We start from the raw sequence: 23307 nt of genomic DNA on the forward strand, positions 1-23307 counted from the left end.
CGTGCAGCAGACCGGACTGCGGTGCGTCAAAACCTATCCGAGATTGGCTTGCGCGAACTCGTAGTTGGCCAACCTGTCGAGAAAGTTGGTCACATAGTCGGGACGGCGGTTGCGGAAGTCGACGTAATAGCTGTGCTCCCAGACATCGAGGCCGAGCAGCGGCTTGCCCTCGCCGGTCGCGATCGGGTTGGAGCCGTTCGCCGTCCGCGTGGTCTTGAGCCTGCCGTCGGGAGCGAGGACGAGCCAGGCCCAGCCGGATCCGAACTGCCCCACGGCCGAGGCCTTGAAGGACTCCTTGAAGGCCTCCACCGAGCCGAAATCCGCCACCAGCCTGGCCTCGAGCCGGCCCGGCAGCCGGCCGCCCTCAGGCGACAGCGCGTTCCAGAAATGGATGTGGTTCCAGTGCTGCCCGGCGTTGTTGAAGATGGCGGCCAGATCGGCTTTGCCGCTCGTCAGGACGATCAGCTCCTCCAGCGACTTGCCCTGGAGCTCTCTGCTCTTCTCGACGAAGCCGTTCAGCGCCGTGACGTAGGCCTGATGGTGCTTGCCATGGTGGAGCTCGAGGGTCTCCTGGCCCATGCCGCGCTCGGCGAGGGCCGAGGTGGCATAGGGCAATGCCGGCAGTTCGAAGGCCATATGGTGCTCCTCGCTCGTCGCCACGCTTGCGTTCGTCGGCGCGAATGATTAATTTCCAAGTTACGACTTTGAAAATCATTCGCGATAATATGTCAAGCGATGACTTTGAAAATCATGCACGGGCTCCCCGAAGCCCGGCCGACCGCGTGCTCATGATGCTCAAGATGCACGGCGCTCTCACGGCGGCGGCGCTGGGCAGGAAGCTGGGCACCACGGGCGAGGCGGCGCGGCAGCAGCTCGTGCGCCTGGCGGATGAAGGGCTCGTCGCAGCCAGCAGCACGCCGTCCGGTGTCGGCCGCCCGACGCAGAACTGGGCGCTGACGCCCGCCGCGCGATCCCGCTTTCCCGACACGCACGCGACCTTGACCGTGCAGATTCTCGACATCGTGCGGACGAGCCTGGGCGAGGATGCCCTCGACGCCATCATCGCCACACGGGAAGACGAGACGCGCACCGCCTACGAAGCCTCGATGGCGGATCGCACGAGCCTGCGCGACAAGGTCGCTGCACTTGCCGAGCTGCGGTCGGCGGAGGGCTACATGGCCGACTGGCAGGAGGCCCCGGACGGATCGATCCTGCTGATCGAGAACCACTGCCCCATTTGCGCAGCGGCGACATCCTGCCAGGGCTTCTGCCGCGCCGAGCTGCAAGTGTTTCGCGCGGTGCTCGGGCCGGCGGCGGCGGTCGAGCGCGCCGAACATATCGTCGAGGGCGCGCGCCGCTGCACCTACGTCATCCGCCCGGTGGAGGCTTGAGCATGTCGCCTCGTCCTGCTCCCGAAGCTCGGCTCCGGCGGACCGGCTCACGACCGTCCGGTGGCCTCGACGAGGCCATGGTCCGTCGGGTCGTCGACCGGTTCTACGCCTTGGCGCGCGAGGACGACCTCATCGGGCCCGTTTTCGTGGGCGCCGTCCCCGCGGACCGATGGCAGGCGCATCTGGACACGATCGTCGATTTCTGGAACTCGATGCTGCTCGGCAGCAGCCGCTACGATGGCAGGCCCTTGCAGAAACATCTCGCCATCGCGGCGCTGGGGGACGCCCATTTCAGGCGCTGGCTCGCCCTCTTCCGTCACACCGCGGAGGAGCTGTGCCCGCCCGATGTCGCCGCGCTCTTCATCGACCGATCCGAAAGGATCGCGAATTCATTTCGGCTCAACATACGGATGCGAAGGGGCGAGGACATCACCCTTCTGAAGCCGCTCGAGCGCGAAATCTATCCATGAATTCGCGCCAGCTCTTCAACGCCTTGGATCGGGAGCGCTTCTATGGCGACCGGGCGCTTCCCCATCGCGAAGCGCTCCCGCCGGCGTCAGCTGCGAAGCGTGTCGCGCTCAGCTCCGCTCTTCCTCGAACAGCCAGATCTGCGCGCTCGGCTGCGGCATCCCCGGGTGGTCGGTCAGGCCGAGGAAAGCCGGAACGCGGCGTTTCTGCGCCTCGGTGAGCGTGTCGGCCAGCGGCTTGGCGGCCTCGACGAACAGATGCAGGTCCTTGGCCCGCGCCTCCTCGGCCGAGGCGATGCGGTCGAGCGCGTTGAGGAAGCTGGCTGGCGGCCTGTCGTCGCGCCGCTCGCCGCGGGCGATGGCGCGCTTGACGATGTCGCGGATGGCCGTCTCGACCGGTGGCCACAGCTTCGCCTGCTCCGGCGTCAGCTCCAGCACCGTCTTCAATCCCGCGAGCCGCGCATTCAGCACCGCCTGCGCGTCGGCCGGCGTATAGCCGACCGCGGGCGGCGGCGCGGGGTTTGGGGCCGCCCCACCACCCGGCGCCGCGGCTGGCGCCTGTTGCTGGGCGAAGGCCATGGGCCCCCATGCCAGGGCCGCGGCCAGCACGGCTGCGGTCGCTCCGATTCTCATCCTGAGACCCATCGCAAACTCCCCTTCCGTGGGCATCGCCCCCTGCCACACCCGGCCCGTCCGGCGACGCCGAACCGCCCGGAGCCGCATGGCTTATCGTGGAACCGGCACCCCGGTCCATCTCCTTTGCGCATGATGTCCGACACGAATCCGATGTCCACTTTTGCCGACCGCAGCTCTAGAATGTCGGCTGGCGCAGCGGCGCCCGGAGCGATCCGGGCGCCGCGCTGCATGACGAGCGCCCGACAGGAGGTCACCGATGCTGAAGTCCGCCGTCGTTGCCGCAGCCCTCGTCGCGGCCTGGCCCATGACCTCCGCAAGCGCGCTGCCGGGGCACGCGCCGATGGCGGCGCCGGCCGCCGTTACGACGGCCGCCCAGGGCTGCGGGCCGGGCTTCTGGCGCGGCCCCTGGGGCGGCTGCCGCGACACGCCCTATACCGGCCCCCTGCCCTACGGCGGCTATGCCGTGGTCAACAACGGCTGCCCGCCGGGCTTCTGGCGCGGCCCGTGGGGCAACTGCCGCAACACGCCCTTCCATGGCCGGCTGCCGAACGGATACTGGCAGTAGGGACTGCGCCGCCGCGCGCCGCGGATAACGGCCCGAGGCCTGCCCATTAACCGTGATCCCAACAACGGGAGCGCCGACCCGCCCGATCGGCCCCGTCGCCCGTTTCAGCTGCTATGATGCCGGCGGCAACCATGGCACCGCGCCCGGCCCGGCCGAGCCGGTGTGACCATCGCGCTCGCGTTGCCGAACTCCGTGCCCCGCGGCACGGCTTCACTCACTCACGGACCTGCCCCTTCACCTCGCGGTGAAGGGGCTTTTGTCGGACTCGCCGGCTCCGGGCCCACGCCCGCCTTCCCGACAGCCTGAAGGGACCGGCGCGGCCGGACGGGCATCGCCGCCTGCCCGCCGTCTTCCGTTTCGTCCTGGATTGTTATGTTATAACATTGCATACCTATCCGACCCGACGAACCAGGAGCGCCCCGTTGACGACAGCCACGACGACATCCCCCTCGCCCCGCCCGGACCGCCTGCCGGTCACCGTGCTGTCCGGCTTCCTCGGCGCCGGCAAGACGACCCTGCTCAACCATGTCCTGAACAACCGCGAGGGCCGCCGCGTCGCCGTCATCGTCAACGACATGTCGGAGGTGAACATCGACGCCGACCTGGTGCGCCAGGGCGGCGCCGACCTGTCGCGCACCGACGAGAAGCTGGTCGAGATGAGCAACGGCTGCATCTGCTGCACCTTGCGCGACGACCTTCTGGCCGAGGTCGACCGGCTGTCGCGCAGCGGCAAGTACGACTACCTGCTGATCGAGGGCACCGGCATCGCCGAGCCGCTGCCGATCGCCGCCACCTTCTCGTTCCGCGACGAGGATGGCCGCAGCCTGAGCGACGTCGCCCGCCTCGACACCATGGTGACGGTCGTCGACGCCATCAACCTGCTCCGCGATTTCGGCAGCCATGACCGCCTGGCCGACCGCGGCGAGACCGCGGGCGACGCGGACGAGCGCACCCTGGCCGACCTGCTGACCGAGCAGATCGAGTTCGCCGACGTCGTCATCGTCAACAAGGCCGACGATGTCGCGCCCGACCAGCGCGAGCGCGTACGCCAGGTGGTGCGCGCCCTCAACCCGGACGCCCGACTGGTCGAGGCGGCGTTCGGCCGCGTCCCCCTCGCCGACGTGCTCGACACGTGGCGCTTCGATCCCGACAAGGCCGAGAGCCATCCGCTGTGGGCCAAGGAGCTCTACGGCTTCCGTGACCATGTGCCGGAGACCGAGGAGTACGGCATCGGCCACTTCGTCTACCGCGCCGCGCGGCCGTTCGATCCGGCCCGCTTCCACGCCGTCCTCGGCCGCAGCTGGCCGGGGCTGGTGCGGGCCAAGGGCCACTTCTGGCTGGCGACGCGGCCCGACTGGTGCGGCGAGCTCTCCATTGCCGGCTCGGTCTGCCGCACCTCCGGCCTGGGCTTCTGGTGGTCGGCGATCCCCGAGCGGCGCTGGCCGCAGGATCCGGACTGGGCGGCGCAGCTGAGACGCCGCTGGCACCCGGCGTTCGGTGACCGGCGCCAGGAGCTGGTGTTCATCGGCGTCGGCCTGGACGAAGCGGCGATGCGAGCTGCGTTGGATGCCTGCCTGGTCGGCTCGGGCACGTCGCCCCGCTTCGAGCCGCGCGCCTGGGCCGGCCTGCCCGATCCGTTCCCAGCCTGGCGGCGCTGAACCGATCGGTCCGCGACGCTTGCGACGACGGATGGCCGGGCCAGAGCCCGGCCATCTTCTTATGGACGCCGTGCCCCTTATAGGGTACCCCCCTATCCTATGAGCCATACATTGCACGAGAAACCGAAGCTGCTGGCGCGGGTGCGCCGGCTCAAGGGGCAGATGGAGGCGATCGAGCGGGCGCTCGAGGCGGAGGCTCCCTGCGCCGAGGTGCTCAACCTCGTCGCCTCGGTGCGCGGCGCCGTGAACGGGCTGACGGCCGAGCTGATCGAGGACCATCTGCGTGCCCATGTGGTGGAGGCGGCCGGCGCCGACGCCCGGCAGGCCGGGGCCGAGGAGTTGATCGCCGTGGTGAGGACGTATCTGCGATGAGCACTGCCCCGGACCATGCCGCCCCGGCCGGGCACGACCATGTGTTCCTCGGCGACGGCCATGCGCGCAACGAGCGCCGCACCTGGCTCGTCATCGCGCTGACCTCGGCGATGATGGTCGGCGAGATCGTCGCCGGCAGCCTGTTCGGCTCCATGGCCCTAGTCGCCGACGGCTGGCACATGGCGACGCACGCGGCGGCGATGCTGATCGCCGCGCTTGCCTATCTCTACGCCCGCCACAACGCCCGCAATCCGCGCTTCACCTTCGGCACGGGCAAGATGGGCGACCTCGCCGGCTTCGCCAGCGCCATCGTGCTGGCCCTCATCGCCCTTTTCATCGGCTGGGAAAGCGTGATGCGCCTGCGCGCGCCGGTGCCCATCGACATCCCGCAGGCGATCGCCGTCGCCGTCCTGGGGCTCGCGGTGAACCTCGCCAGCGCCTGGCTGCTGCGCGGCGATCACGGAGCGCACCACGGCCACGGCCATGGGGGCCACGACCACGCCCATGGCGGCGACAACAACCTGCGCGCCGCCTACCTGCACGTGCTGGCCGACGCGCTCACCTCGGTGCTCGCCATCGCGGCGCTCACGGCCGGCGGCCTCTGGGGCTGGCTGTGGCTCGACCCGGCGATCGGCATCGTCGGCGCCCTCGTCATCGCCAACTGGTCGTGGGGGCTGATCCGCGATGCCGGCGGCGTGCTGCTCGACTACGTGCCGGTGGACGAGGAGCTGCCGGACGAGATCCGCAACGTGGTGGAGCGGGACGGCGACCGCATCACCGATCTGCACGTCTGGCGGCTGGGACCCGGCCACCACGGCGCCATCGTCGCGCTGGTGTCGGACGACCCCAAGGCCCCCTCCCACTACCGCGAGAAGCTCGCCCACATCCACGACCTGTCGCACCTGACCGTCGAGGTGGAGCGCCGGGCCGCCTGAACCCGGCCGCCGCCCCGACGCGACGCCATGGCCGGCGCGGCCGCAGCCGAGCCCGGCCACTCGGGCCTCGATCCAAAGGCGCGAGCGGCGCGATGCGGGCGACCGATCGGCGGCCCGACGGCCGCTGCGACGCCGCCGATTACTGCGGCTTGGGTGCGGCAGCGGGGGCGGCCGCACCGGGAGCGGCCGCGCCGCCGGCCGGCTTCGCCGCCGGCTTGGCCTTCGTGCTCTTGGCCGTCTTCTTCTTGGTGGCCTTGTGGGCCTTGGGGGCGCTTGTCTGGCCCGATGAATCCATGGCGCCGCTCGTCGTGCCACCCGGCGCCGGGCTGGCGGCGCTGCCGCCCGGCGTGCCCTGGCTGGCGGGCGCCTGGGCCAGGGCGACGGACGCACCGGCGGCGATGAGCGCCGCGGCAATGGTGAGTGTGAGCTTCATATAAGCCTCCTGACAGAGCCCCGCAGACAACGACGGCGACGGCAAAGTTGTTCCCCCGCGTCGCTACGGCCTGACGAGCGCACGGGCGGCCGCGCCGCGAGCCGCCTCGCCCTCGGCCCCCGGTGACGTGCGCGCGTCAGCCGGCACCGCTGGCGGCGCCTCATCCGGCAGCTGCCGCGCCGTGCGCCGCCACCTCGCAGCCCGCGCCGCCGCCCCGGCGTCGGCACGGACGCAGCTTAGCGCCGCCACGCCAGAGCATCACGCTTTCCCCGCGCCAGAAGAGCTCTTTGCTCCAGGCCAATACGTCGTCCTGCCGACATCGACCGCCCGATTTACCCGGCATAGCGCACCGATCTTGCCTGAATGGATTGAAAGGGACCCATCGGAATGACCTTGCGCGCGCTCGCGACCGGCCAGGAAAGTCGTCGAGTCGTTCTATTCATCACATGGGGCGCCACGGATATTCGAATACATATCTCGACTCGCCAGCAACTTGGCGCACTCAGCAGGCGGCCAGCAATTCGCCCCCGCTCGCCAAGCAATGCTGGACTGCGGCTGTCGCATACGCGTCTCGGTCGGAGCCAGCAAATGGCCAACCGGTGCGCCTGCCGCGACGCCAACGACGGCTTGCGCGTCGGCGGCGCGCGTGGCGCGACCCATCTCAACCAAGGCACAACCATCGCGTAGCGGCACGCTATTCACGTCCGCTGCGCGGGCAATAGGCAACGATCGTAGTCAAATCACGTATAGACGATGTCAACTGCACGACATATGCCGGCCTTGATCGATCTTGATCACCAGGTTCGCTCGGCCGTCCACCCGATGACCAAGCCCGTTGCCGCACTTGTTCTTGCGCGTGAGCGAAGTTGCATGCAAGCGACCATCAAGTCGAGATCATATCGAAGACGTTATACATCATGCCGCTGATGCAACCCGAGCTCGCCCACGAGTTGCACTCATGCATTATGTGCATGGCAAAGCCGCTCCAGCGTCCTGGTTGGTATCATGGCGCCCGCACACGCAATGCTCTAGCTTGCCCTCGAAACGCGATCGGCTTGGCGACAAGCTTCAGACTTCGTTAGTAACCGAAAATAAAATGCCTCCAGCGGCGCGCTGATTCCAGGACGAATCCGCCGCATACCGGGTCATGCGATGAGCGTAATCCATGCCGCCGATACCCCGATACCAGAAAATTCTGCGCCGGATACGGGCGTGGAGGCGCTCTGCCTGCTCGCGACCGTGTTGGGTGAGCGCCTGGATCCAGGCCAGCTTCGCCATGAATACATGGCATCCGGCCGGGTAGCCTCCCCCGATGACCTGGTCCGCATGGCGCGCCGGGAGGGTTTTCGCGCCCGGCGGGCGCGCTCGTCCGTTACCCGCCTTGCGCACATGCCGCTGCCTGCCATCGGCATCGACCGCAGCGGTGATTACTTCATCATCGCCAAGGTCACGGCCGAACGGGTCCTGATCGCGCGCCCGCGCCGACCGGTCATCGAGGTCGCCGCGGCCGACCTCGCCCAGGTCTGGGACGGCGAGGCGCTCTACGTCAGCAAGCGGGAGCCGCTCGGCGGCGACGCCCTGCGCTTCGGGCTCGGCTGGTTCCTGCCCGTCGTCAAGCGCTTCCGCCATATCCTGGCCGAAGTCCTGCTGATCTCCGTGTTCATTCAGCTGGTCGGCCTGGTGGCGCCGCTGTTCACCCAGGTGGTCATCGACAAGGTCCTGGTCCACCGCGGGCTGACCACGCTCGAGGTGCTGGTCATCGGCCTCGTCCTGGTCAACATCGCCGATGTCACGCTGAACTGGCTGCGCACCTATACGTTCGCCCACACCACCAGCCGCATGGATGCGGTGCTCGGCTCGCTGCTGTTCCGCCACCTCGTCGCCTTGCCGATCTCCTATTTCGAGAGCCGCGCCACCGGGCAGACCGTCGCCCGCGTGCGCGAGCTGGAGAACATCCGCCAGTTCATCACCTCGTCGGCGCTGACGCTGTTGATCGATATCGCCTTCAGCTTCATCTTCCTGGCCGTCATGTATTGGTACAGCCCGCAGCTGACCTTGGTCGTCGCGATCTCCATCCCCACCTACGCCCTCGTCTCCCTGTCGATCGTGCCGGAGCTGCAGCGGCGGGTGAAGGACAAGTTCGCCCGCAACGCCACCAGCCAGTCGCTGCTGGTGGAGAGCCTCGCCGGCATCCAGACGCTCAAGGCCATGGCGGTGGAGCCGCAGGTGCGCGAGCGCTGGGACCGGCAGCTGGCCGCCTATATCGGCGCGTCGCTCAAGGTCGTCACCCTGGCGTCCAGCGGCTCGCAGATCATCTCGCTCATCAACAAGCTCACGACCGCGGCGATCCTGTGGTTCGGCGCCCGGGCCGTCATCGACAACACCATGACCATCGGCGAGCTGGTGGCGTTCAACATGCTGGCCGGGCAGATCAGCGCCCCGGTGCTGCGGCTCGCCCAGCTGTGGCAGGACTTTCAGCAGTTCAAGCTGTCCGTCGACCGGCTCGGCGACATCATCAACACGCCGACCGAGCAGCAGGGCGCCAGCGCCCGCCAGAACCTGCCGCCGATCAAGGGCGACATCGCCTTCGAGGATATCGTCTTCCGCTACAGGCCGGGCGGCCCGGAGGTGCTGCAAGCCCTGTCGCTCGAGATCCGCGCCGGCGAGGTGATCGGCATCGTCGGCCGCTCCGGCTCGGGCAAGTCGACCCTCACCAAGCTGCTGCAGCGCCTCTACACGCCCGAGCGCGGCCGTGTCTTCGTCGACGGCATCGACATCAGCCTGCTCGACCCCTCCTGGCTCCGGCGCCAGATCGGCGTGGTGCTGCAGGAGAACGTGCTGTTCAATCGCTCGATCCGCGACAACATCGCGCTCGCCAACCCCGCCCTGCCCCTCGACGCCGTCGTGCGGGCAGCGGAGCTTGCCGGCGCGCACGAGTTCATCGTCGAGCTGGCGCAGGGCTACGACACGGTGCTGGAGGAGCGCGGTGGCAACCTGTCGGGCGGCCAGCGCCAGCGCATCGCCATCGCCCGGGCGCTGGTGACCAACCCGCGCATCCTCATCTTCGACGAGGCGACCTCGGCGCTCGACTACGAGAGCGAGCGCGCCATCCAGGCCAACATGCGCGCCATCTGCGCCGGCCGCACCGTGTTGATCGTCGCCCATCGCCTGTCGACGGTGCGGGCCGCCGACCGCATCCTGGTGATGGAGCGCGGCAAGCTGGCGGAAGCCGGCGCCCACGACGAGCTGATCGCCGCGGGCGGCCTCTATGCCAATCTCGTGCGGCAGGCGGCGGGCTAGGCCATGGCGAAGGCACGCAACCCGGACAGATCGACGACGCTGCCGGCCCCCGCGGCCGCGCCCCGCGGCACCGTCGTGCCGCTGGAGCGGCCGCGTCCGGCGGCGCGCCGCACTGCGGACGAACTGGCTTTCCTGCCAGCCGCGCTGGAACTGGTGGAGACGCCGGCCTCGCCGACCCGCCGGCTCACGGCGCTCGCGCTGTGCGGCCTGGTGGCCGGCGCCGTCACCTGGTCCATCCTCGGCCGCATCGACGAGGTGGCGGTGGCGCCGGGCAGGATCGTGCCCCTCGGCCAGGTGAAGGTGGTGCAGCCGCTGGAGACCTCGGCCATCCGCGCCATCCATGCGGACGACGGCGACCACGTGGCCGCAGGCCAGCCGCTGGTCGATCTCGACCCGACGGATCTCACCGCCGACCTGCAATCCTTGCTCTACGACCGCGGCCAGGCGGCGCTCGACGCGGAGGTGGCGCGCCTGCTGCTGACGCGCGACCCCAAGGCGCCGTTCCGGGCGGTCGACGGCGTCGACCCGGCGCTGGCCGAGGCCAACCACGCCCAGGCGGTGAGCGAGATCACCAAGCACCTGGCCGAGATCGCCGAGACGCAATCGACCATCGACGAGCGCAACGCCACCCTCGACGGCAATGCGGCGCAGATCGAGCGCGCCAAGGCGACCTTGCCGCTGCTGGAAGAGCGGCGCGAGAGCGTCGCCAGCCTGTGGGACAAGCGCGTCGGCGCCCGCCCGCCGGTGCTGGACGCGGAGCAGCAGGTGATCGAGAAGAGGGCGGAGCTCAAGGCCGCGCAAGCCGCCACCCGCCAGACCGCGGCCGAGATCCGCGCCCTCGACAGCAAGAAGCAGGAGACCATCGCCGGCTTCCTGGCGGACGCCGCCGACCGGCGCACCAAGGCGTTGCAGAAGCTCGCCGGCCTCGACCAGCAGATCGCCAAGACGCGCCAGCGCGAGAGCTATCGGCGGCTGGTGGCGCCGGTGGCCGGCACGGTGCAGAATGTGAAGATCCACACGCCTGGCGCCGTGGTCACCACCGCCGATACCCTGATGACCATCGTGCCCGACGGCACCGGCATCGAGGTGGAGGCCATGGTGGAGAACAAGGACATCGGCTTCGTGCGCGAAGGCCAGGAGGTGGAGGTGAAGGTCGACGCCTTCCCCTTCACCCGCTACGGCTTGATCAAAGGCACCCTCCGGCGGCTCGGCCGCGACGCGGTGCAGGCCGCCACCGCTACGGCACCGCAGGGCGCAACGAGCGCGGTTCCGGCTACGGCGGCCGACATGTCTTACCCGGCCAAGGTGACCCTGGCACGCGACTGGATCGAGGCCGACGGCCGCCGTGAGGGCCTGCAGCCCGGCATGCGCGTGTCAGCGGAGATCAAAACTGGCGATCGGCGAGCCATCGATTATTTGCTGTCGCCAGTGCTGCAGACGGTGACGGAAGCTGGGAGGGAGAGGTGAGCATTCGAAGAAGAGCCCGGCGATCATTTTACTGTAAAATGACCGCCCTATCGGCGGCCACAGCGGGGTTCGTGGCATTTAATACTTCTCTATGTCAATCTAGAACTTTATTTATGACGGTGATCGATGTGAGCCAAATTGGAAAAGACAATACAAACACGCCAAACAATTTGCTGGAGACTAAAGGCAGAAAACTACGCCTAGCGATCGATGCGGAGTATGCGCACTTGGACAGCGCCCGCGCCCTCAAGCCACCGGCAAATGATATATCTGACATCATCAAGACCTATATTAAAGCAGGAGATTCTGTCGCCGATGCTGAAATTGTTTTACAAGCCGCCGGCTTCAGAATTGGGAAAAGAGGCCCCGGGTACGACGGAGTAACTCGAGAGACCGCCAAAATAATTGGCTACAGACCAAAATTATTTGGCGCGATCACGATCTATGTTCGTCTGGTGCCGACGGATGACTGGTCACATGTTCGCGAGATAACGGGCAGCATTCTGATTGAGAGTGTCTAGCGCGCGCAGAGACGAAATTGAGAGACGAAAACTCGGATTTACTGACGAAAGGCCCTTCAAATGGCAACTGAATCAATCAAAATTGTGTACGAGAAGCTCGGAGATATACCAGTAACTGGAACTCCATATTATCATGAAACATTGCTCTATACTAATTCAACCGGACAGCAATTTATTTCTAGCTGCTATGCCACGGGTGCCGGACCTAGTAATCCTTCGACACAGATGTCGCAGATAACAGCTGGAGCCACCGGCTTGGCAACCAGCTGGGGCAATCTTGGCTGCACGACTGCAGCGGTCGACAGTCAGCTGGCCTTGCAAACTTGGAAGCAAGACGGCCTCGATAGTTTGCTTGATCCCGACAATCCGACCGTGACCGTTGCTACGGGCTCAGACCTAAGCTCGGCATGGACAACGATAGCACAGACCGAGGCACAGATCTCCGCCGGCAATTTTTCCTACTCCCCGCTAACGCTCAACTCAAACAGCGCAGCAAGCACAGCCTTAAAGGCGGCTGGATTTTCACTTCCCGATAATCCAGTGTTCGCACCAGCCTCAGGAATTATACTTCCGACGTCGCGAACCCAACAAGATAATACGTCACAAAGCGTAACTCAGTACGCAAACGCGAACGGAAATAACATTGTCCGGATATCAGAAACTATTGGTCAGAGCGGCGAAAAGCTCACAATGGCATTTGACAACACCGGACAACAAACTGATTTTAGATGGGTAAATTCTTCGAACGTTATGTTGGCCGACCAAGTGACAACCGTCACTCAGAGCGGCGGGCTTAGTCAGGTAATATCAGGCCATGGAAGCGCAACAGAATTGGATAATGCAAATATAACGCTCTCCCAAAACTCAAGTGTTACAATCAACGGCAACAACAATGGCATCACCCTCGAGTCCAACGCGGCGCTGACCACGACGGGCATCGGCACCGTCGTGAACACCGGTGGTTTCAGCAACACCGTGACGGTCGGGGACGGCTCGCAGATCCTGGTCAACGGCGCCAACGCCGCCGTGTCGATCACCGGCAACAACAGTGCCGTCCTCGCCACCGGCGCCGGTGCCGTGGTCTCGGGCTTCGGCGAATCCGACGTGGCCGTCACCGAGGGCCTCGGCTCCTCCGCCAACACCGCCGGGGCGCACAGCCTGGCGATGACCACCGGCAACTATGCCAATGCCGCCGCGGCCGGAGCCGGGTCGACCGCCTATACCACCGGCGTCGGCTCGCAGGCCACCACGGGCGGCATCAACTCCATGGCGATTGCCGCGGGCTACGGCTCCACCGCCCTGGCCATGGCCGGCGGCAGCGAAGCCATCACCACGGCGGACAACGCAACCGCCGAGGCCGACGGCACCGGCTCGATGGCCTATACGACGGGAGACGGCAGCACCGCCGTCGCCGACGGCGCATACTCGTCCGCCATCACCAACGGCACGGGATCGGCGGCCTACGCCAACAAGACGAACAGCCTGGCCATGACCACGGGCGCCTATGCGCTGGCCCAGGCCAACGGCAGCGTCTCCCAGGCCTACGCGACCGGGCAAGGCGGCAACGCTCAGGCGACGGGCTATGGTTCGACGGCAGGTGCGACCGGCGCCAACTCGTCCGCCTACGCGTCCGGCGATGCCAGCCTCGCCGAGACCACGGGCTATCAGTCGACGGCCACGACGATCGGAACGAGCTCCGTCTCCTACACCACCGGCCTCGACAGCGAAGCTCTGACCACCGGCTACGGCGCGACGGCGATCACCAGCGGCAACGGCTCGATGGCCTACGCCGCCGGGCAGAGCAGCGCCGCCTGGACGAGCGGGCAAGCGGCGACCGCGCAGGCGACCGGCGCGGGCTCCCAGGCGCACACCACCGGGCAATCCAGCCTGGCCACCGCGAGCGGCGACAATTCCGTCGCCATCGCCGATGGAACGGCGGGTGAGGCCGACACCTCCGGCAACAACAGCATGGCCATCGCCACTGGCCTCTATGGCGCGGCCAAGACCACCGGCGCATCGAACGCCTTCGCCAGCGGCGCTTACGGCTTGGCCGAGACCACTCATGACGGGGTCACGGCGACGGCCACGGGCGATGGCGCCCAGGCCATCACGCATGGCGTGGGCAGCGAGGCGATCGTCACCGGCAACAATGCCGGCGCGACCACCTGGGGATACGCCGCGGAGGCGTACACCAACGGCCAGGGCAGCACGGCCACCACGCATGGGGACGCTGCACTGGCCCAGGCCGATGGACCCGGCTCGGGAGCGTATACCACGGGCATCGGCAGCACGGCGGTTTCGTACGGCACAGGAGGGCTGGCCTCCACCACCGGCGCCAATGCGAACGCCTTCGCCCACGGCGCCAACGGCGTCGCCGAGACCTCGGGCAACAACGCGTCGGCCGTTGCGACCGGCAGCGGCGGCTTTGCGCAGGCAACGGGTAGCGGTTCGACGGCATCGTATCCGGGACAACCGATAGCGAACCCGCCGAGCCAGCCGAGCCTTCCGGCCGCTCCGACCGTGCAAGCACCGCCGCCCGTCGCGAGCGTCGCTCCGCCGCCCATCAACACGGTCGTCATCGGCCAGGACCCCTACGCAGGCTTCGGCTGGCTGGAAACCGGCAATGATACGGTACAGGTGGTTCCCGGTTCCGGCACCGATCTCGGGGTGCCCGTGAATTTGGGCCAAAGCATCTCCTATGGCAGCAATCCGGACAATTACATCACGATACCGCCCGACTTCGGTCAAAACACCCTCTACTACGACCCGAACCTGTCCGGGTACTCCGGATTGATCAACTACGGCGCGATCTATGCGCCACCCATTTACGATCTTCCGACCTACGAAGAGAACGCAGGCGGCGGGATCACCTTCGGCGGCTTCTATGGTAATCCGTTTGGAAGCTTCGGCATCGGCCCAATCGGCGGCTACGACGACCCCATCATCCTGAACTTGCAGGGCGGCGCGGTGCAGACCCAAGGGCTGGCCTCGTCCGCGGCGACCTTCGACATGCGCAACGACGGCCAGCCGGTACGCACCGGATGGGCGACGGCCGGGGAAGGCATCCTCGTCTACGACCCCGGCAATACCGGCGTCGTGAGCAACGACGACAATCTGGTGGCCGGTTTCGACGCGTTGAACGCGCTGGCCCTCCAGACGGATGGAACGGACACGGGCACCCTCACGGCGAGCGACGCCCTCTGGGGCCAGCTCAAGGTCTGGGTCGACCCCGCCGGCACCGGCCAGTTCAGCGCCGACCAGCTGTTCACGCTGGGCCAGCTCGGCATCTCCGCCATCGACCTGAACGCCACCGCGACCCGGCGCGACGACCAGGGCAACACCATCCTGGCCGACGGCACCTTCACCCGGACCGACGGCTCCTCCGGCGCCATCGCCGGCGTGGACCTGCGCTTCGACGCCGGCCAGGCGCCGCTCGACCCTGGCGCGCTCCTCGCAGCGCAATCGCGCCAGCTCATCGACGCCATGGCTGCGTTCGCGCCCGACCCGGGCGCGGCGAACCTGGTCGCTGCCGCTGCAGCCCAGACCGCCGCCGGCCTCGTCCTGGCCGCCGGCCAGCGGCCCGCCCTCGCGGGCTGACCCGGTCCGGCGGCGCCCACACGCCGCCGGGCTCCTCCCACCCCGTGCACCGTGTCGCGCGGCGCAGACGACTATCTGCGCCGACGGCTGGCCGCGTCTTGCAAACACCAGAGTTGGCTCGGCTGGCGCGGAGCTGATGCGCTAGAGCGGGATGATTTGTCTTCGAATCATCATGCCGCTCCAAGTCGTTATTTAAGCATGATCTTGTCCAAAAACCGGCGTCCACTTTTTGGGATCATGCTCTAGAGCATTTCGTCATTGGATGGGATCATCCAATGATAGAGAAATGCTCATAACCTTTTGAATCTGGAGCACTTCTTCTGCGATTGGGTGATTCCACCCAATCGCGAAGCGCTCTAGTGTGGCGAATCCCGATGAAAAATCTGCTTCGTGAAGCTTTCCCAGCCGACGGCGTGCTGCGGGCGAGCACCGTGCGCGGCGCCGCCGCGCGCGCCAAGCTCTACGTCATCTTCCTCACACCCCGCTCGGGAAGCACCTGGCTCACCGAGCTCGCCATGAAGACGGCGACGCTCGGCACCCCGCAGGAGTGGTTCAACGACGGCTGGGTCTATACCGACGAGCCGGCGCTGGGCTGCCTGCCGCCGCGCCGGCGCGGCATCGCCGATATCAACCGCTACGTCGACGCCATCGTGGACGAAGGCCCCGGCGTCGCCGGGCTCGAGCTGTCGGTCTATCAGGCGCTGATGCTGCGCGATCTGCTGGACGGGCCCATCGATCCCGCCTGGCTGACGGCTTCGTTCTATCTGCGCCGCCGCGATATCGTCGCTCAGGCGGTCTCGCTCTATCGCAGCGCTGCCTCCGGCCGCTTCCACAGCTACCAGAACACGGCCCAACATCGGCGCGCCTTCGACACCGTCGCCTATGACCACGACAGCCTGGTGAGCTGGCTCGCGTTCCTGATCGACAGCGAGCAGAAGTTCGATGCCTTGTTCGGCGAATGCCGATTGGCCCCGATCCCGCTCTTCTACGAGGACCTCCAGGCCGATCCCCTCGGTACCTTGCGCACCATCTCCCACGGCCTCGGCCTTGCGCCGCCCGACGCCCTGCCCTCGACCACCCTGGAGATCATGCGTGACGAGACGAGCGCGCTCTGGCGCGAGCGCCTCGTCCGCGACCTGCCGCCTGAGCTCGCCGCGTCCGTCGAATCCCGCCTGCGGCAGGATGTGACCGCTGAACATCTGTCCTCGTGCCACCGCGGCATTGCTGCAGACGGTGATAGAAGCCGGGAGGGAGAGGCAAGTAGACCTCGTAAATCTGGACTGCAACTCAAGCTCGAATGCAGAAGGGCATTGACATGAAATTCCAAGACTCAGACATCGCGTCCGCCAGCATTGTACCGGATGGCTCGGTTGAAGCTACTGACGGCAGTCGGGAGGGAGCAAACATATTCGAAGCGGCTGGATTAAAATGCTGGTTTACGTTTCATGAAGAATTTGCCGAAAACGGGGATGATTTCTGGATACGTATAGTACATTTTGGATTTAAATCAAGCTCATCTGCCGGCGACAATCTCGGCCGACGACGAATATCGTTTAAATCGAGTCAGATAATACCGATAAAATCGACAATAGACTCCTATTTTAAAGGAGATTCCGTGAAAGCGCTATCTCCTTTTGCTTTAGCGAGAGCGCGATTTTTGGGAATAAAATATAGCGATCATTGGATAATTACTGAATATATTTTAATTATCTAAATAAACGAACCTCTCAGATGAATGAGGCAAAATGATATACGGCTACACGCCCCCCCGAATCAGTTCCAGCCGACGCAAACACGTTGCAAGATGTTCGAGACATTCGCCGGGCCATCGATTGCCTGCTGTCGCCGACGCTTCAGACGGTGACAGAAGCTGGGAGGGAGAGATGAGGCGACGTCCGAGAGCCTCCGTACCAGATCGGACTGGCGCAACCTTGTCCGCGCAGGCAATCGTTCGATTAGAGAGGGCTAGGATGATGGAGCTTCAAGACCCGGATTTCATGGCAGCCACGATAACGCCGGATGGTTCGGTTCAAGCTTGGGACGACAGTCGGCAGGGCGTTTCCAGGTTCGAAGTGGCCGGACACACCTTGTGGTTCACTGTCAACATACAATTCTCTTCGAACGGGTATGATTTCTGGGTATACATAAGGTACTTCGGATTTATATCGCGAGACGCCGCCGGAGACGACCTCGGCTGGGGGACGCAGATCGTTCAACTCGAACCAAATCGCCGCTATAAAAGGCGGATTAGATAAATATTATTGGAGCGATGAAGATAATAAAATCTTTCCTGTTGATCGAAATGATTGCAAGCTTCTAGGAATAAAACTTGGCGATTATTTTGATAATTATTAGATAATTTTTGGTAGTTCGGATACAGAGCACTTTAGATCTTTTATCCACAAAGATGCTCGAAAAGGATCCATGACCATACGGCCGCGAAGGCAGCATTCGAAAATGCAACGGGCCCCGGGGGATTAATGCCCACGATGGGGTCAAGCCAGACGGCCCCGGCAAGCGTACAGTTGAGCATGCGCGTACTACCAAATTGCAACAAAATCACTTACGTCGAGATTCCTGACACGATAGCACGTCTCTTAGATAATATGAACTTAACCAAATGATGTTATTGGCGTTGATCGTAGCACTGGCAACGCGTGCGATATCGCAAGAGCTATTCATGAGGTACTCTATTCGAGCCGAGCGCTTTCCACAAATATATGAATGATTCGAACAGAGATTACTAGATGATGCTCGCTCAGATCGAGCCATATTACGCACGCGGTCGAGCGTCAACGCGGCAGCCACGGCAAAATTGAGCGAAGCACAAAAGAGGCAATACGGCGAATTTATTTCTTTTGCGCGAAACAATGGAGTAGCCAGATGACGACGACTATGTTCCGATCTGCGCCCGGCGCCAGTCTCTAGCACTGGCGCCGAATTCGCCTCGGAACCACCGCGAAAAGGTCGGCAAGCCGGAGAAGCCCAAAAGCTGGGCCGTCTCGGTCAGCGATCGGCGTTCAGTCTTGATATGCCGCTGGGCCAGCTCGACGCGGACGTCGTTGAGGATGGAGGAGAATGTCTCACCGCGTGCGGCAAGGCGTCTGTTGACGGTCCTGCGGTCGACACCGAGATGCTGCGCGATCAGGTCGCCGCTGCAGCGGCCCGAGGGCAGCAGCGCAAAAACCAGCTGGCGGACTCGCCCGTCGATATTGACTGCCGGTCGCCCTACGACGCCATCGACATAGCGTCTGCTGTAGCGCGCCATCGCGGTCGCCGCGGAGCGGATCGGCGCGTCAAGGTTGCCTGCTCCGAGGACGAAGCCATCGAACGTGCTGTCGAATAGCGCACGCGTTCTGAAGAATGTGCTGTGAATCGTTTGGGTCTTCGGCGCGGGGTGCGAGAAGCAGGCGCACTCGGGGCCCCAGGCCGGTCCTGCCAGCACATCGAGCGTGTGGAAGACCGTGCCGACGATCAGCTCGGTCGTCTGCCGCGTGCGCCCTTGCGTCATCGACAGATACTGGACGCGGAGCAGCGCAAGCTCGTCGCGCTCCTCGAGGCGCAGCGCCAGCGTCTCGCTATGGAGGCGAAAATACTGTTCTGCGGCCCTGATTGCGTGACCAACCGTCGGCTCCTCGCGCACCACGAGGCCGATCGCGCCAAGCTGGGCGAAATTGCGCTTGGTCGCGAGCCTGAGCCCGAAATCCTCGACGTCTGCCGTCTCGGCTGAGCGCTCAAGCAGCTCACTGACGGCAGCAGCCGGGATCAACGCGTCCACGGCTGAGAGATCGAAGCGGTTGAGACCGACACCGTCCAACAGCCGACACGTGTCGAGCCCCAGCGAGCGCGCGAGGTCGACATAGCCCGCAATCATCCCGACCCGAACGAGGACGGCGGGTTTCGCCAACGCAAAACCTCCCCGGGACCACGTCCCAAAATGCAAAGTTGCTGCCCCATAATGCAAAGCATGATGGCCTGCGACAAGTTATCCGTTAGACGACGTCGCGACGTCGTAGACCCCGAGCAGGGCCTTTACCCCTGTGTCGAGCGTCGGCCACGGGCATAGCCTCGAGCCGCCATGCCTGCGGCTCGGCCGGCGCCCCTTCCCTATCGATTGTCGCGGACCGACGAGCGCCTATTCGACGGATCTCGCCGACATCAGCATTCCGGCCAAACGGATGTTGAACTGAAAAGAACGATTGGAGGAAACCAGAGATGCCGAAGATTACCTATGTCGAAGCGACAGGAGCCGAGCATCCGGTTGATGTTCCCTGCGGGACCAGCGTGATGCGCGGCGCGGTGGACAACGGCATTCCCGGTATCGACGGCGACTGCGGCGGCGAGTGCGCCTGCGCGACGTGCCACGTCTACGTGGACCCGGCTTGGCTCGGGCGCACCGGCGAGCGGACCTCGACCGAGGACGAGCTCCTGAATTTCGCCGACGGCGTTGCGGACAATTCCAGGCTTGGTTGTCAGATCAAAATGACCGACGCGCTGGACGGGCTGCGGGTGCGCATGCCAGCCGCGCAACACTGAGCACATAACCAGATAAATCACCTTTGGAGGAAGCAACCATGAACACGCACGTGATGCAGGAGGCCCGCACGGCAGCTTACGCGGCTCCTCTCGATCAGCTCGACATCAGCGAGCCCAGTCGATTCCAGAACGATACGATCTGGCCCTACTTCGAGCGGTTGAGGGCGGAAGACCCGGTTCACTATTGCAAGGAGAGCCAGTTCGGCCCGTATTGGTCGGTGACCAGGTTCAAGGACATCATGGCGGTCGATACCAACCACACCGACTTCTCGTCGGAGGCGGGCGGCATCTCGATCGTCGATCGCCGGCAGGAGGATCGCATGCCGATGTTCATCGCGATGGATCCTCCCAAGCACGACGAGCAGCGCAAGACGGTGAGCCCGATCGTGTCGCCTGCCAACCTCGCCAACCTCGAAGGCCTGATCCGCACGCGGGTCTGCGCGATCCTCGATGACCTGCCCCGCAACGAGACATTCAACTGGGTCGACAAAGTCTCGATCGAGCTGACGACCCAGATGCTGGCCACCTTGTTCGACTTTCCGTTCGAGGAGCGGCGGCTGCTGACCTATTGGTCTGATGTTGCGACCACACTGCCGCGATCGGGCGAAGAGATCGATACGTGGGAGAAGCGTGACGCCGTCCTGTTCCAATGCCTCGAATACTTCACCCGTTTGTGGAATGAGCGCGTTAACAACCCGCAGGCGTTCGACCTGATCTCGATGATGGCGCACTCTCCGGCAACCCGGAACATGCCGCCGCGCGAATTTCTGGGCAATCTCATCCTGCTCATCGTCGGCGGCAACGATACGACCCGCAATTCCATCAGCGGCGGACTCTGGTTCATGCATCAGAATCCCGGCGAGCTGAAAAAGCTGCGCGACAATCCGAGCCTGGTGCCAAGCGCCGTCTCCGAGATCATCCGGTACCAGACGCCGTTGTCCCATATGCGTCGCACCGCGACCAGGGACTCCACGGTCGGCGGCAAGCCCATCAAGGCCGGCGACAAGGTGATCATGTGGTACATCTCCGGCAACCGCGACGAGGAGGCGATCGAGAAGCCTGATGAGTTCATCATCGATCGCAAGAATCCCCGCCACCATCTCGCCTTCGGCTTCGGCGTCCACCGCTGCGTCGGCAACCGTCTCGCCGAGCTGCAGCTCAAGATCGTCTGGGAGGAAATTTTGCGGCGTGGGCTCGACAGCAAGATCGAAGTGGTCGGCGAGCCCCAGCGGGTCCCGTCGAACTTCGTCCATGGCTACACCTCGCTGCCGGTGCGCATCGCGGCTTGAGGACCGGCAAAAGCGGACGCCGATTTTGGGGCGAAGCCGGTGCTATAACAAAGAACGAGTGGGGCGCCTCAGCTCATCTGCACTGAAAGCGCTAGAAACAACGCTCGAGTTCTCAAGTCGATGGATAGTCGGGTCAAGCCCGACTATGACGCGTGGAGACGGAACGCCTTTATCCTCAACGTCATGGACGGGCTTGACCCGACCATCCATCTAAACGAACAGCATCAGCCCGATAGGGCTGCCCGAATGCTATTGTTTTTCAATTTGATGGGTGGCCGGGTCAAGCTCGGCCATGACGTCGGCGGGTGACGTACGACTTGTCTGCGACCCTGGCTTACAGGGAGAGGACCGATTACGCGCGAGCGCAAGCCACGCCGGGTGCCCTCCGCCGTCATCGCATCGTCACACAGCCTGCACGCGAGCGATCGAGCCTCATCGAAGGCCGGCGGCCATCGATGAGGGGCAGGACATGATGCAGGTCATCTATACGCTTGTTTACGGCGTCTTCGCGGTCCCTCCCCTTTCGGCCCTGGCTGTCGGGCTCTCGACCCGGTTCCGGCCGAGCCGCCGGCCGATGCTGGTTCGACTGGCCTCGGCGATCCTTCTGGTGAGCGCTGTTGCCGTGGCGCTGAAAATCAGCTTCGCCTATCGGCCGGCGAACCTGTGGTGGCTGCTCGTCGGCTACGGCGCCTACTGCGTCCTGGCGGCGGCCTGCTTCGGCCTGCGCCCGATCTGGCTTCGCGTCGCCGCCCTGCTCGTTGCCGTCCTGCCGATTGTGGCCACTTACCTTTTCGCGACGTTCGGCATCATGGGCCTCGTTTTTATCGGCGGGGATCAGTTCGCGCCGCCACGGCGCACCGAGCTCATCAGGAGCGGACTGAGCTGCGACGTGAGAGGATGGGGCATGGCGTTCACCGACAGCGGCTACGAGGTGCATCTTCGCCGCTTCTGGTCGCCCGTCCCCTTCATCTGGCGCGAAGTGGCATTCGTCAGCATCAACGAGACAGCAGGAGAGTCGGGCGCCACGTGCCAGACTCTTCTCACGAGCTACGACGCCCGGCGCTGATCAGCCGTACAACGGGTCCGCATCCGAGCTGCCGAACCCCTCCCCCGGATTCATCCAGCGACGATGCTCGGCGAAGCGCTCGGCCACCAGGTCGAGAAAGCTGCGTACCTTGGTCGACAGGTTGTGGCGGTGCGGAAAGAGGGCGTTGATCGCGAACTCCACCGGCCGGTAGTCCGGCATGAGCTGCACCAGGCTGCCGGCAGCGACATGGTCGGCGATCATGAAGGTGGGCGCCAGGAACAGGCCGCGGCCCTTCAGCGCCAGGTGCCGCAGGGTGTCGGCGCTGTTGGTGACGAGGTTGCCGGAGACCTTGACCGAATGCAGCTTGCCGTCGGGCCCCTCCAGCCGCCATTCGTCGCCGAACGGATAGAAGGTGTAGCGCAGGCAGTTGTGGTGGGCGAGGTCGGCGGGCTCGATCGGGGCCGGGTGCGTCTCCAGGTAGGACGGCGCGCAGGTGAGCAGATGCCGCCACGGCGTCAGCCGCCGCACGATCAGGCTGGAATCGGCCGGCACCACCGTGCGGATGGCGAGGTCGAACCCCTCCTCGATGAGGTCGATCATGCGGTCGCCCACGGTGAGGTCGAGCGACACCGCCGGATAGAGCGTGAGGAATTCGTCGACCACGGGCGACAGGAAGCGCAGCAGGTGCATGCTGGTGTAGACGCGCAGCGTGCCACGCGGCGTCGCATGCAGCGCGCTCACCAGCCGGTCGGCGTCATCGAGTTCGGCCAGGATCTGGCTGGTGCGCTCATAGTAGGCGCGGCCGATCTCGGTGGTGCTCACCTTGCGGGTGGTGCGGTTGAGCAGGCGCGCGCCGAGGCGCTCCTCCAGCGCCTGCACGTGGCTGCTCACCATGGTGACGGACATGTTGAGCCGCCGCGCCGCGGCCGAGAAGCCGCCGGCCTCCACGACGCGGGCGAACACCGTCAGGCTGGTCAATCGGTCCATGGTCGCCGCGGATCGTCCGCCCTCCTCGATGAGTCGGCGCGATATTGCCGGCGTCTGGCGCATCCGGCCAGGGGCCTACGATCGGCGCGCGGCTCGGACGAGGATCGCCCCGGCGCGGCCGCCGGA

At 65.2% G+C, this 23307-nt stretch carries 21 protein-coding genes; 15 read left to right on the plus strand and 6 right to left on the minus strand.

The features are described 5' to 3' along the window. Positions 1 to 33: 33 nt before the first annotated feature. Entirely contained in the window at positions 34 to 636 is a 603-nt protein-coding gene (locus tag ACZ5PO_RS34410) for a superoxide dismutase (protein WP_464187211.1), read from the minus strand. Positions 637 to 800: 164 nt separating this feature from the next. Between ACZ5PO_RS34410 and ACZ5PO_RS34415 the strand changes: the two genes are divergently transcribed. Further along, positions 801 to 1391, plus strand: coding sequence for a helix-turn-helix transcriptional regulator (locus ACZ5PO_RS34415; RefSeq protein WP_464187212.1), 591 nt, complete (start codon positions 801 to 803; stop codon positions 1389 to 1391). A 77-nt stretch (positions 1392 to 1468) separates the two neighbouring features. Then, positions 1469 to 1861 (plus strand): group III truncated hemoglobin, encoded by a 393-nt coding sequence (locus ACZ5PO_RS34420; RefSeq protein WP_464187213.1) that lies wholly within the window; start codon positions 1469 to 1471, stop codon positions 1859 to 1861. Positions 1862 to 1969: 108 nt separating this feature from the next. Here the strand turns inward: ACZ5PO_RS34420 and ACZ5PO_RS34425 are convergent, their stop codons facing one another. Further along, complete coding sequence (locus ACZ5PO_RS34425) at positions 1970 to 2491, minus strand: hypothetical protein (RefSeq protein ID WP_464187214.1); 522 nt, start codon at positions 2489 to 2491, stop codon at positions 1970 to 1972. Positions 2492 to 2750: 259 nt separating this feature from the next. Here ACZ5PO_RS34425 and ACZ5PO_RS34430 point away from each other — a divergent pair, with 259 nt between their 5' ends. The 4 genes from ACZ5PO_RS34430 (at position 2751) to dmeF (ending at position 6024) form a co-directional block, all read left to right on the plus strand. Then, positions 2751 to 3059 carry a GCG_CRPN prefix-to-repeats domain-containing protein gene (locus ACZ5PO_RS34430; RefSeq protein WP_464187215.1) on the plus strand — a complete coding sequence of 103 codons (309 nt, stop codon included), beginning with the start codon at positions 2751 to 2753 and terminating at the stop codon, positions 3057 to 3059. Positions 3060 to 3481: 422 nt separating this feature from the next. Next, a complete protein-coding gene (gene zigA, locus ACZ5PO_RS34435) occupies positions 3482 to 4717 on the plus strand; it encodes a zinc metallochaperone GTPase ZigA (RefSeq protein ID WP_464187216.1) in 1236 nt (411 codons plus the stop codon). A gap of 99 nt (positions 4718 to 4816) precedes the next feature. Continuing rightward, entirely contained in the window at positions 4817 to 5089 is a 273-nt protein-coding gene (locus ACZ5PO_RS34440) for a metal/formaldehyde-sensitive transcriptional repressor (RefSeq protein ID WP_464187217.1), read from the plus strand. After that, positions 5086 to 6024, plus strand: a complete 939-nt coding sequence (dmeF, locus tag ACZ5PO_RS34445) for a CDF family Co(II)/Ni(II) efflux transporter DmeF (protein WP_464187218.1) — start codon at positions 5086 to 5088, stop codon at positions 6022 to 6024. The genes ACZ5PO_RS34440 and dmeF overlap by 4 nt, the downstream gene beginning before the upstream one ends. Positions 6025 to 6163: 139 nt before the next feature. Here dmeF and ACZ5PO_RS34450 read toward each other — a convergent pair whose 3' ends face one another. Continuing rightward, positions 6164 to 6457, minus strand: a complete 294-nt coding sequence (locus tag ACZ5PO_RS34450; RefSeq protein ID WP_464187219.1) for a hypothetical protein — start codon at positions 6455 to 6457, stop codon at positions 6164 to 6166. Between the two features lie 1068 nt (positions 6458 to 7525). Next, positions 7526 to 7735, minus strand: a complete 210-nt coding sequence (locus tag ACZ5PO_RS34455) for a hypothetical protein (protein WP_464197254.1) — start codon at positions 7733 to 7735, stop codon at positions 7526 to 7528. Here ACZ5PO_RS34455 and ACZ5PO_RS34460 point away from each other — a divergent pair. The 6 genes from ACZ5PO_RS34460 (at position 7697) to ACZ5PO_RS34485 (ending at position 17056) form a co-directional block, all read left to right on the plus strand. Next, the gene (locus ACZ5PO_RS34460; RefSeq protein ID WP_464197150.1) at positions 7697 to 9757 is read left to right on the plus strand and encodes a type I secretion system permease/ATPase; all 2061 of its coding nucleotides are present in this window, start codon (positions 7697 to 7699) and stop codon (positions 9755 to 9757) included. The genes ACZ5PO_RS34455 and ACZ5PO_RS34460 overlap by 39 nt on opposite strands. Before the next feature lie 3 nt (positions 9758 to 9760). Further along, positions 9761 to 11224, plus strand: a complete 1464-nt coding sequence (locus ACZ5PO_RS34465; RefSeq protein ID WP_464187220.1) for an HlyD family type I secretion periplasmic adaptor subunit — start codon at positions 9761 to 9763, stop codon at positions 11222 to 11224. A gap of 113 nt (positions 11225 to 11337) precedes the next feature. Then, positions 11338 to 11745 carry a hypothetical protein gene (locus ACZ5PO_RS34470; protein ID WP_464187221.1) on the plus strand — a complete coding sequence of 136 codons (408 nt, stop codon included), beginning with the start codon at positions 11338 to 11340 and terminating at the stop codon, positions 11743 to 11745. 255 nt (positions 11746 to 12000) lie between these two features. Then, the gene (locus ACZ5PO_RS34475) at positions 12001 to 15342 is read left to right on the plus strand and encodes a beta strand repeat-containing protein (RefSeq protein ID WP_464187222.1); all 3342 of its coding nucleotides are present in this window, start codon (positions 12001 to 12003) and stop codon (positions 15340 to 15342) included. A gap of 374 nt (positions 15343 to 15716) precedes the next feature. Beyond that, on the plus strand, positions 15717 to 16661 hold the full coding sequence (locus tag ACZ5PO_RS34480) for a Stf0 family sulfotransferase (RefSeq protein ID WP_464187223.1): 945 nt from the start codon (positions 15717 to 15719) through the stop codon (positions 16659 to 16661). Continuing rightward, positions 16658 to 17056, plus strand: coding sequence for a hypothetical protein (locus ACZ5PO_RS34485; RefSeq protein ID WP_464187225.1), 399 nt, complete (start codon positions 16658 to 16660; stop codon positions 17054 to 17056). Before ACZ5PO_RS34480 ends, ACZ5PO_RS34485 begins: the two co-directional genes overlap by 4 nt. A 1179-nt stretch (positions 17057 to 18235) precedes the next feature. On the opposite strand, the gene ACZ5PO_RS34490 is transcribed toward ACZ5PO_RS34485, so the two are convergent. After that, the gene (locus ACZ5PO_RS34490) at positions 18236 to 19249 is read right to left on the minus strand and encodes an AraC family transcriptional regulator (protein WP_464187226.1); all 1014 of its coding nucleotides are present in this window, start codon (positions 19247 to 19249) and stop codon (positions 18236 to 18238) included. A 308-nt stretch (positions 19250 to 19557) separates the two neighbouring features. On the opposite strand from ACZ5PO_RS34490, the gene ACZ5PO_RS34495 reads away from it, so the two are divergent. The 3 genes from ACZ5PO_RS34495 to ACZ5PO_RS34505 all read left to right on the plus strand — a co-directional run bounded on the left by ACZ5PO_RS34495 (position 19558) and on the right by ACZ5PO_RS34505 (position 22233). Further along, positions 19558 to 19878: a 2Fe-2S iron-sulfur cluster-binding protein gene (locus tag ACZ5PO_RS34495; RefSeq protein ID WP_464187227.1), complete on the plus strand. Its 321-nt coding sequence runs from the start codon at positions 19558 to 19560 to the stop codon at positions 19876 to 19878. Positions 19879 to 19916: 38 nt separating this feature from the next. Further along, positions 19917 to 21167: a cytochrome P450 gene (locus ACZ5PO_RS34500; protein WP_464187228.1), complete on the plus strand. Its 1251-nt coding sequence runs from the start codon at positions 19917 to 19919 to the stop codon at positions 21165 to 21167. 469 nt (positions 21168 to 21636) lie between these two features. Beyond that, positions 21637 to 22233 (plus strand): hypothetical protein, encoded by a 597-nt coding sequence (locus ACZ5PO_RS34505; RefSeq protein WP_464187229.1) that lies wholly within the window; start codon positions 21637 to 21639, stop codon positions 22231 to 22233. Here ACZ5PO_RS34505 and ACZ5PO_RS34510 read toward each other — a convergent pair whose 3' ends face one another. Continuing rightward, entirely contained in the window at positions 22234 to 23181 is a 948-nt protein-coding gene (locus ACZ5PO_RS34510; RefSeq protein ID WP_464187230.1) for a LysR family transcriptional regulator, read from the minus strand. Between the last annotated feature and the right edge of the window lie 126 nt (positions 23182 to 23307).

It is taken from the genome of Chelatococcus sp. KU-N122, assembly GCF_055391085.1.

Bases quoted from the DNA above. Each gene is read 5' to 3' on its own strand.
- ACZ5PO_RS34510 (WP_464187230.1), bottom strand. From the start codon at position 23,181: ATGGACCGATTGACCAGCCTGACGGTGTTCGCCCGCGTCGTGGAGGCC.
- ACZ5PO_RS34415 (WP_464187212.1), top strand. From the start codon at position 801: ATGCACGGCGCTCTCACGGCGGCGGCGCTGGGCAGGAAGCTGGGCACC.
- ACZ5PO_RS34480 (WP_464187223.1), top strand. From the start codon at position 15,717: ATGAAAAATCTGCTTCGTGAAGCTTTCCCAGCCGACGGCGTGCTGCGG.
- ACZ5PO_RS34450 (WP_464187219.1), bottom strand. From the start codon at position 6,457: ATGAAGCTCACACTCACCATTGCCGCGGCGCTCATCGCCGCCGGTGCG.
- ACZ5PO_RS34455 (WP_464197254.1), bottom strand. From the start codon at position 7,735: ATGGCGAAGCTGGCCTGGATCCAGGCGCTCACCCAACACGGTCGCGAG.
- ACZ5PO_RS34505 (WP_464187229.1), top strand. From the start codon at position 21,637: ATGATGCAGGTCATCTATACGCTTGTTTACGGCGTCTTCGCGGTCCCT.
- ACZ5PO_RS34420 (WP_464187213.1), top strand. From the start codon at position 1,469: ATGGTCCGTCGGGTCGTCGACCGGTTCTACGCCTTGGCGCGCGAGGAC.
- ACZ5PO_RS34425 (WP_464187214.1), bottom strand. From the start codon at position 2,491: ATGAGAATCGGAGCGACCGCAGCCGTGCTGGCCGCGGCCCTGGCATGG.
- ACZ5PO_RS34495 (WP_464187227.1), top strand. From the start codon at position 19,558: ATGCCGAAGATTACCTATGTCGAAGCGACAGGAGCCGAGCATCCGGTT.
- dmeF (WP_464187218.1), top strand. From the start codon at position 5,086: ATGAGCACTGCCCCGGACCATGCCGCCCCGGCCGGGCACGACCATGTG.
- ACZ5PO_RS34440 (WP_464187217.1), top strand. From the start codon at position 4,817: ATGAGCCATACATTGCACGAGAAACCGAAGCTGCTGGCGCGGGTGCGC.
- ACZ5PO_RS34410 (WP_464187211.1), bottom strand. From the start codon at position 636: ATGGCCTTCGAACTGCCGGCATTGCCCTATGCCACCTCGGCCCTCGCC.
- ACZ5PO_RS34470 (WP_464187221.1), top strand. From the start codon at position 11,338: ATGACGGTGATCGATGTGAGCCAAATTGGAAAAGACAATACAAACACG.
- ACZ5PO_RS34500 (WP_464187228.1), top strand. From the start codon at position 19,917: ATGAACACGCACGTGATGCAGGAGGCCCGCACGGCAGCTTACGCGGCT.
- ACZ5PO_RS34430 (WP_464187215.1), top strand. From the start codon at position 2,751: ATGCTGAAGTCCGCCGTCGTTGCCGCAGCCCTCGTCGCGGCCTGGCCC.
- ACZ5PO_RS34485 (WP_464187225.1), top strand. From the start codon at position 16,658: ATGAAATTCCAAGACTCAGACATCGCGTCCGCCAGCATTGTACCGGAT.
- ACZ5PO_RS34465 (WP_464187220.1), top strand. From the start codon at position 9,761: ATGGCGAAGGCACGCAACCCGGACAGATCGACGACGCTGCCGGCCCCC.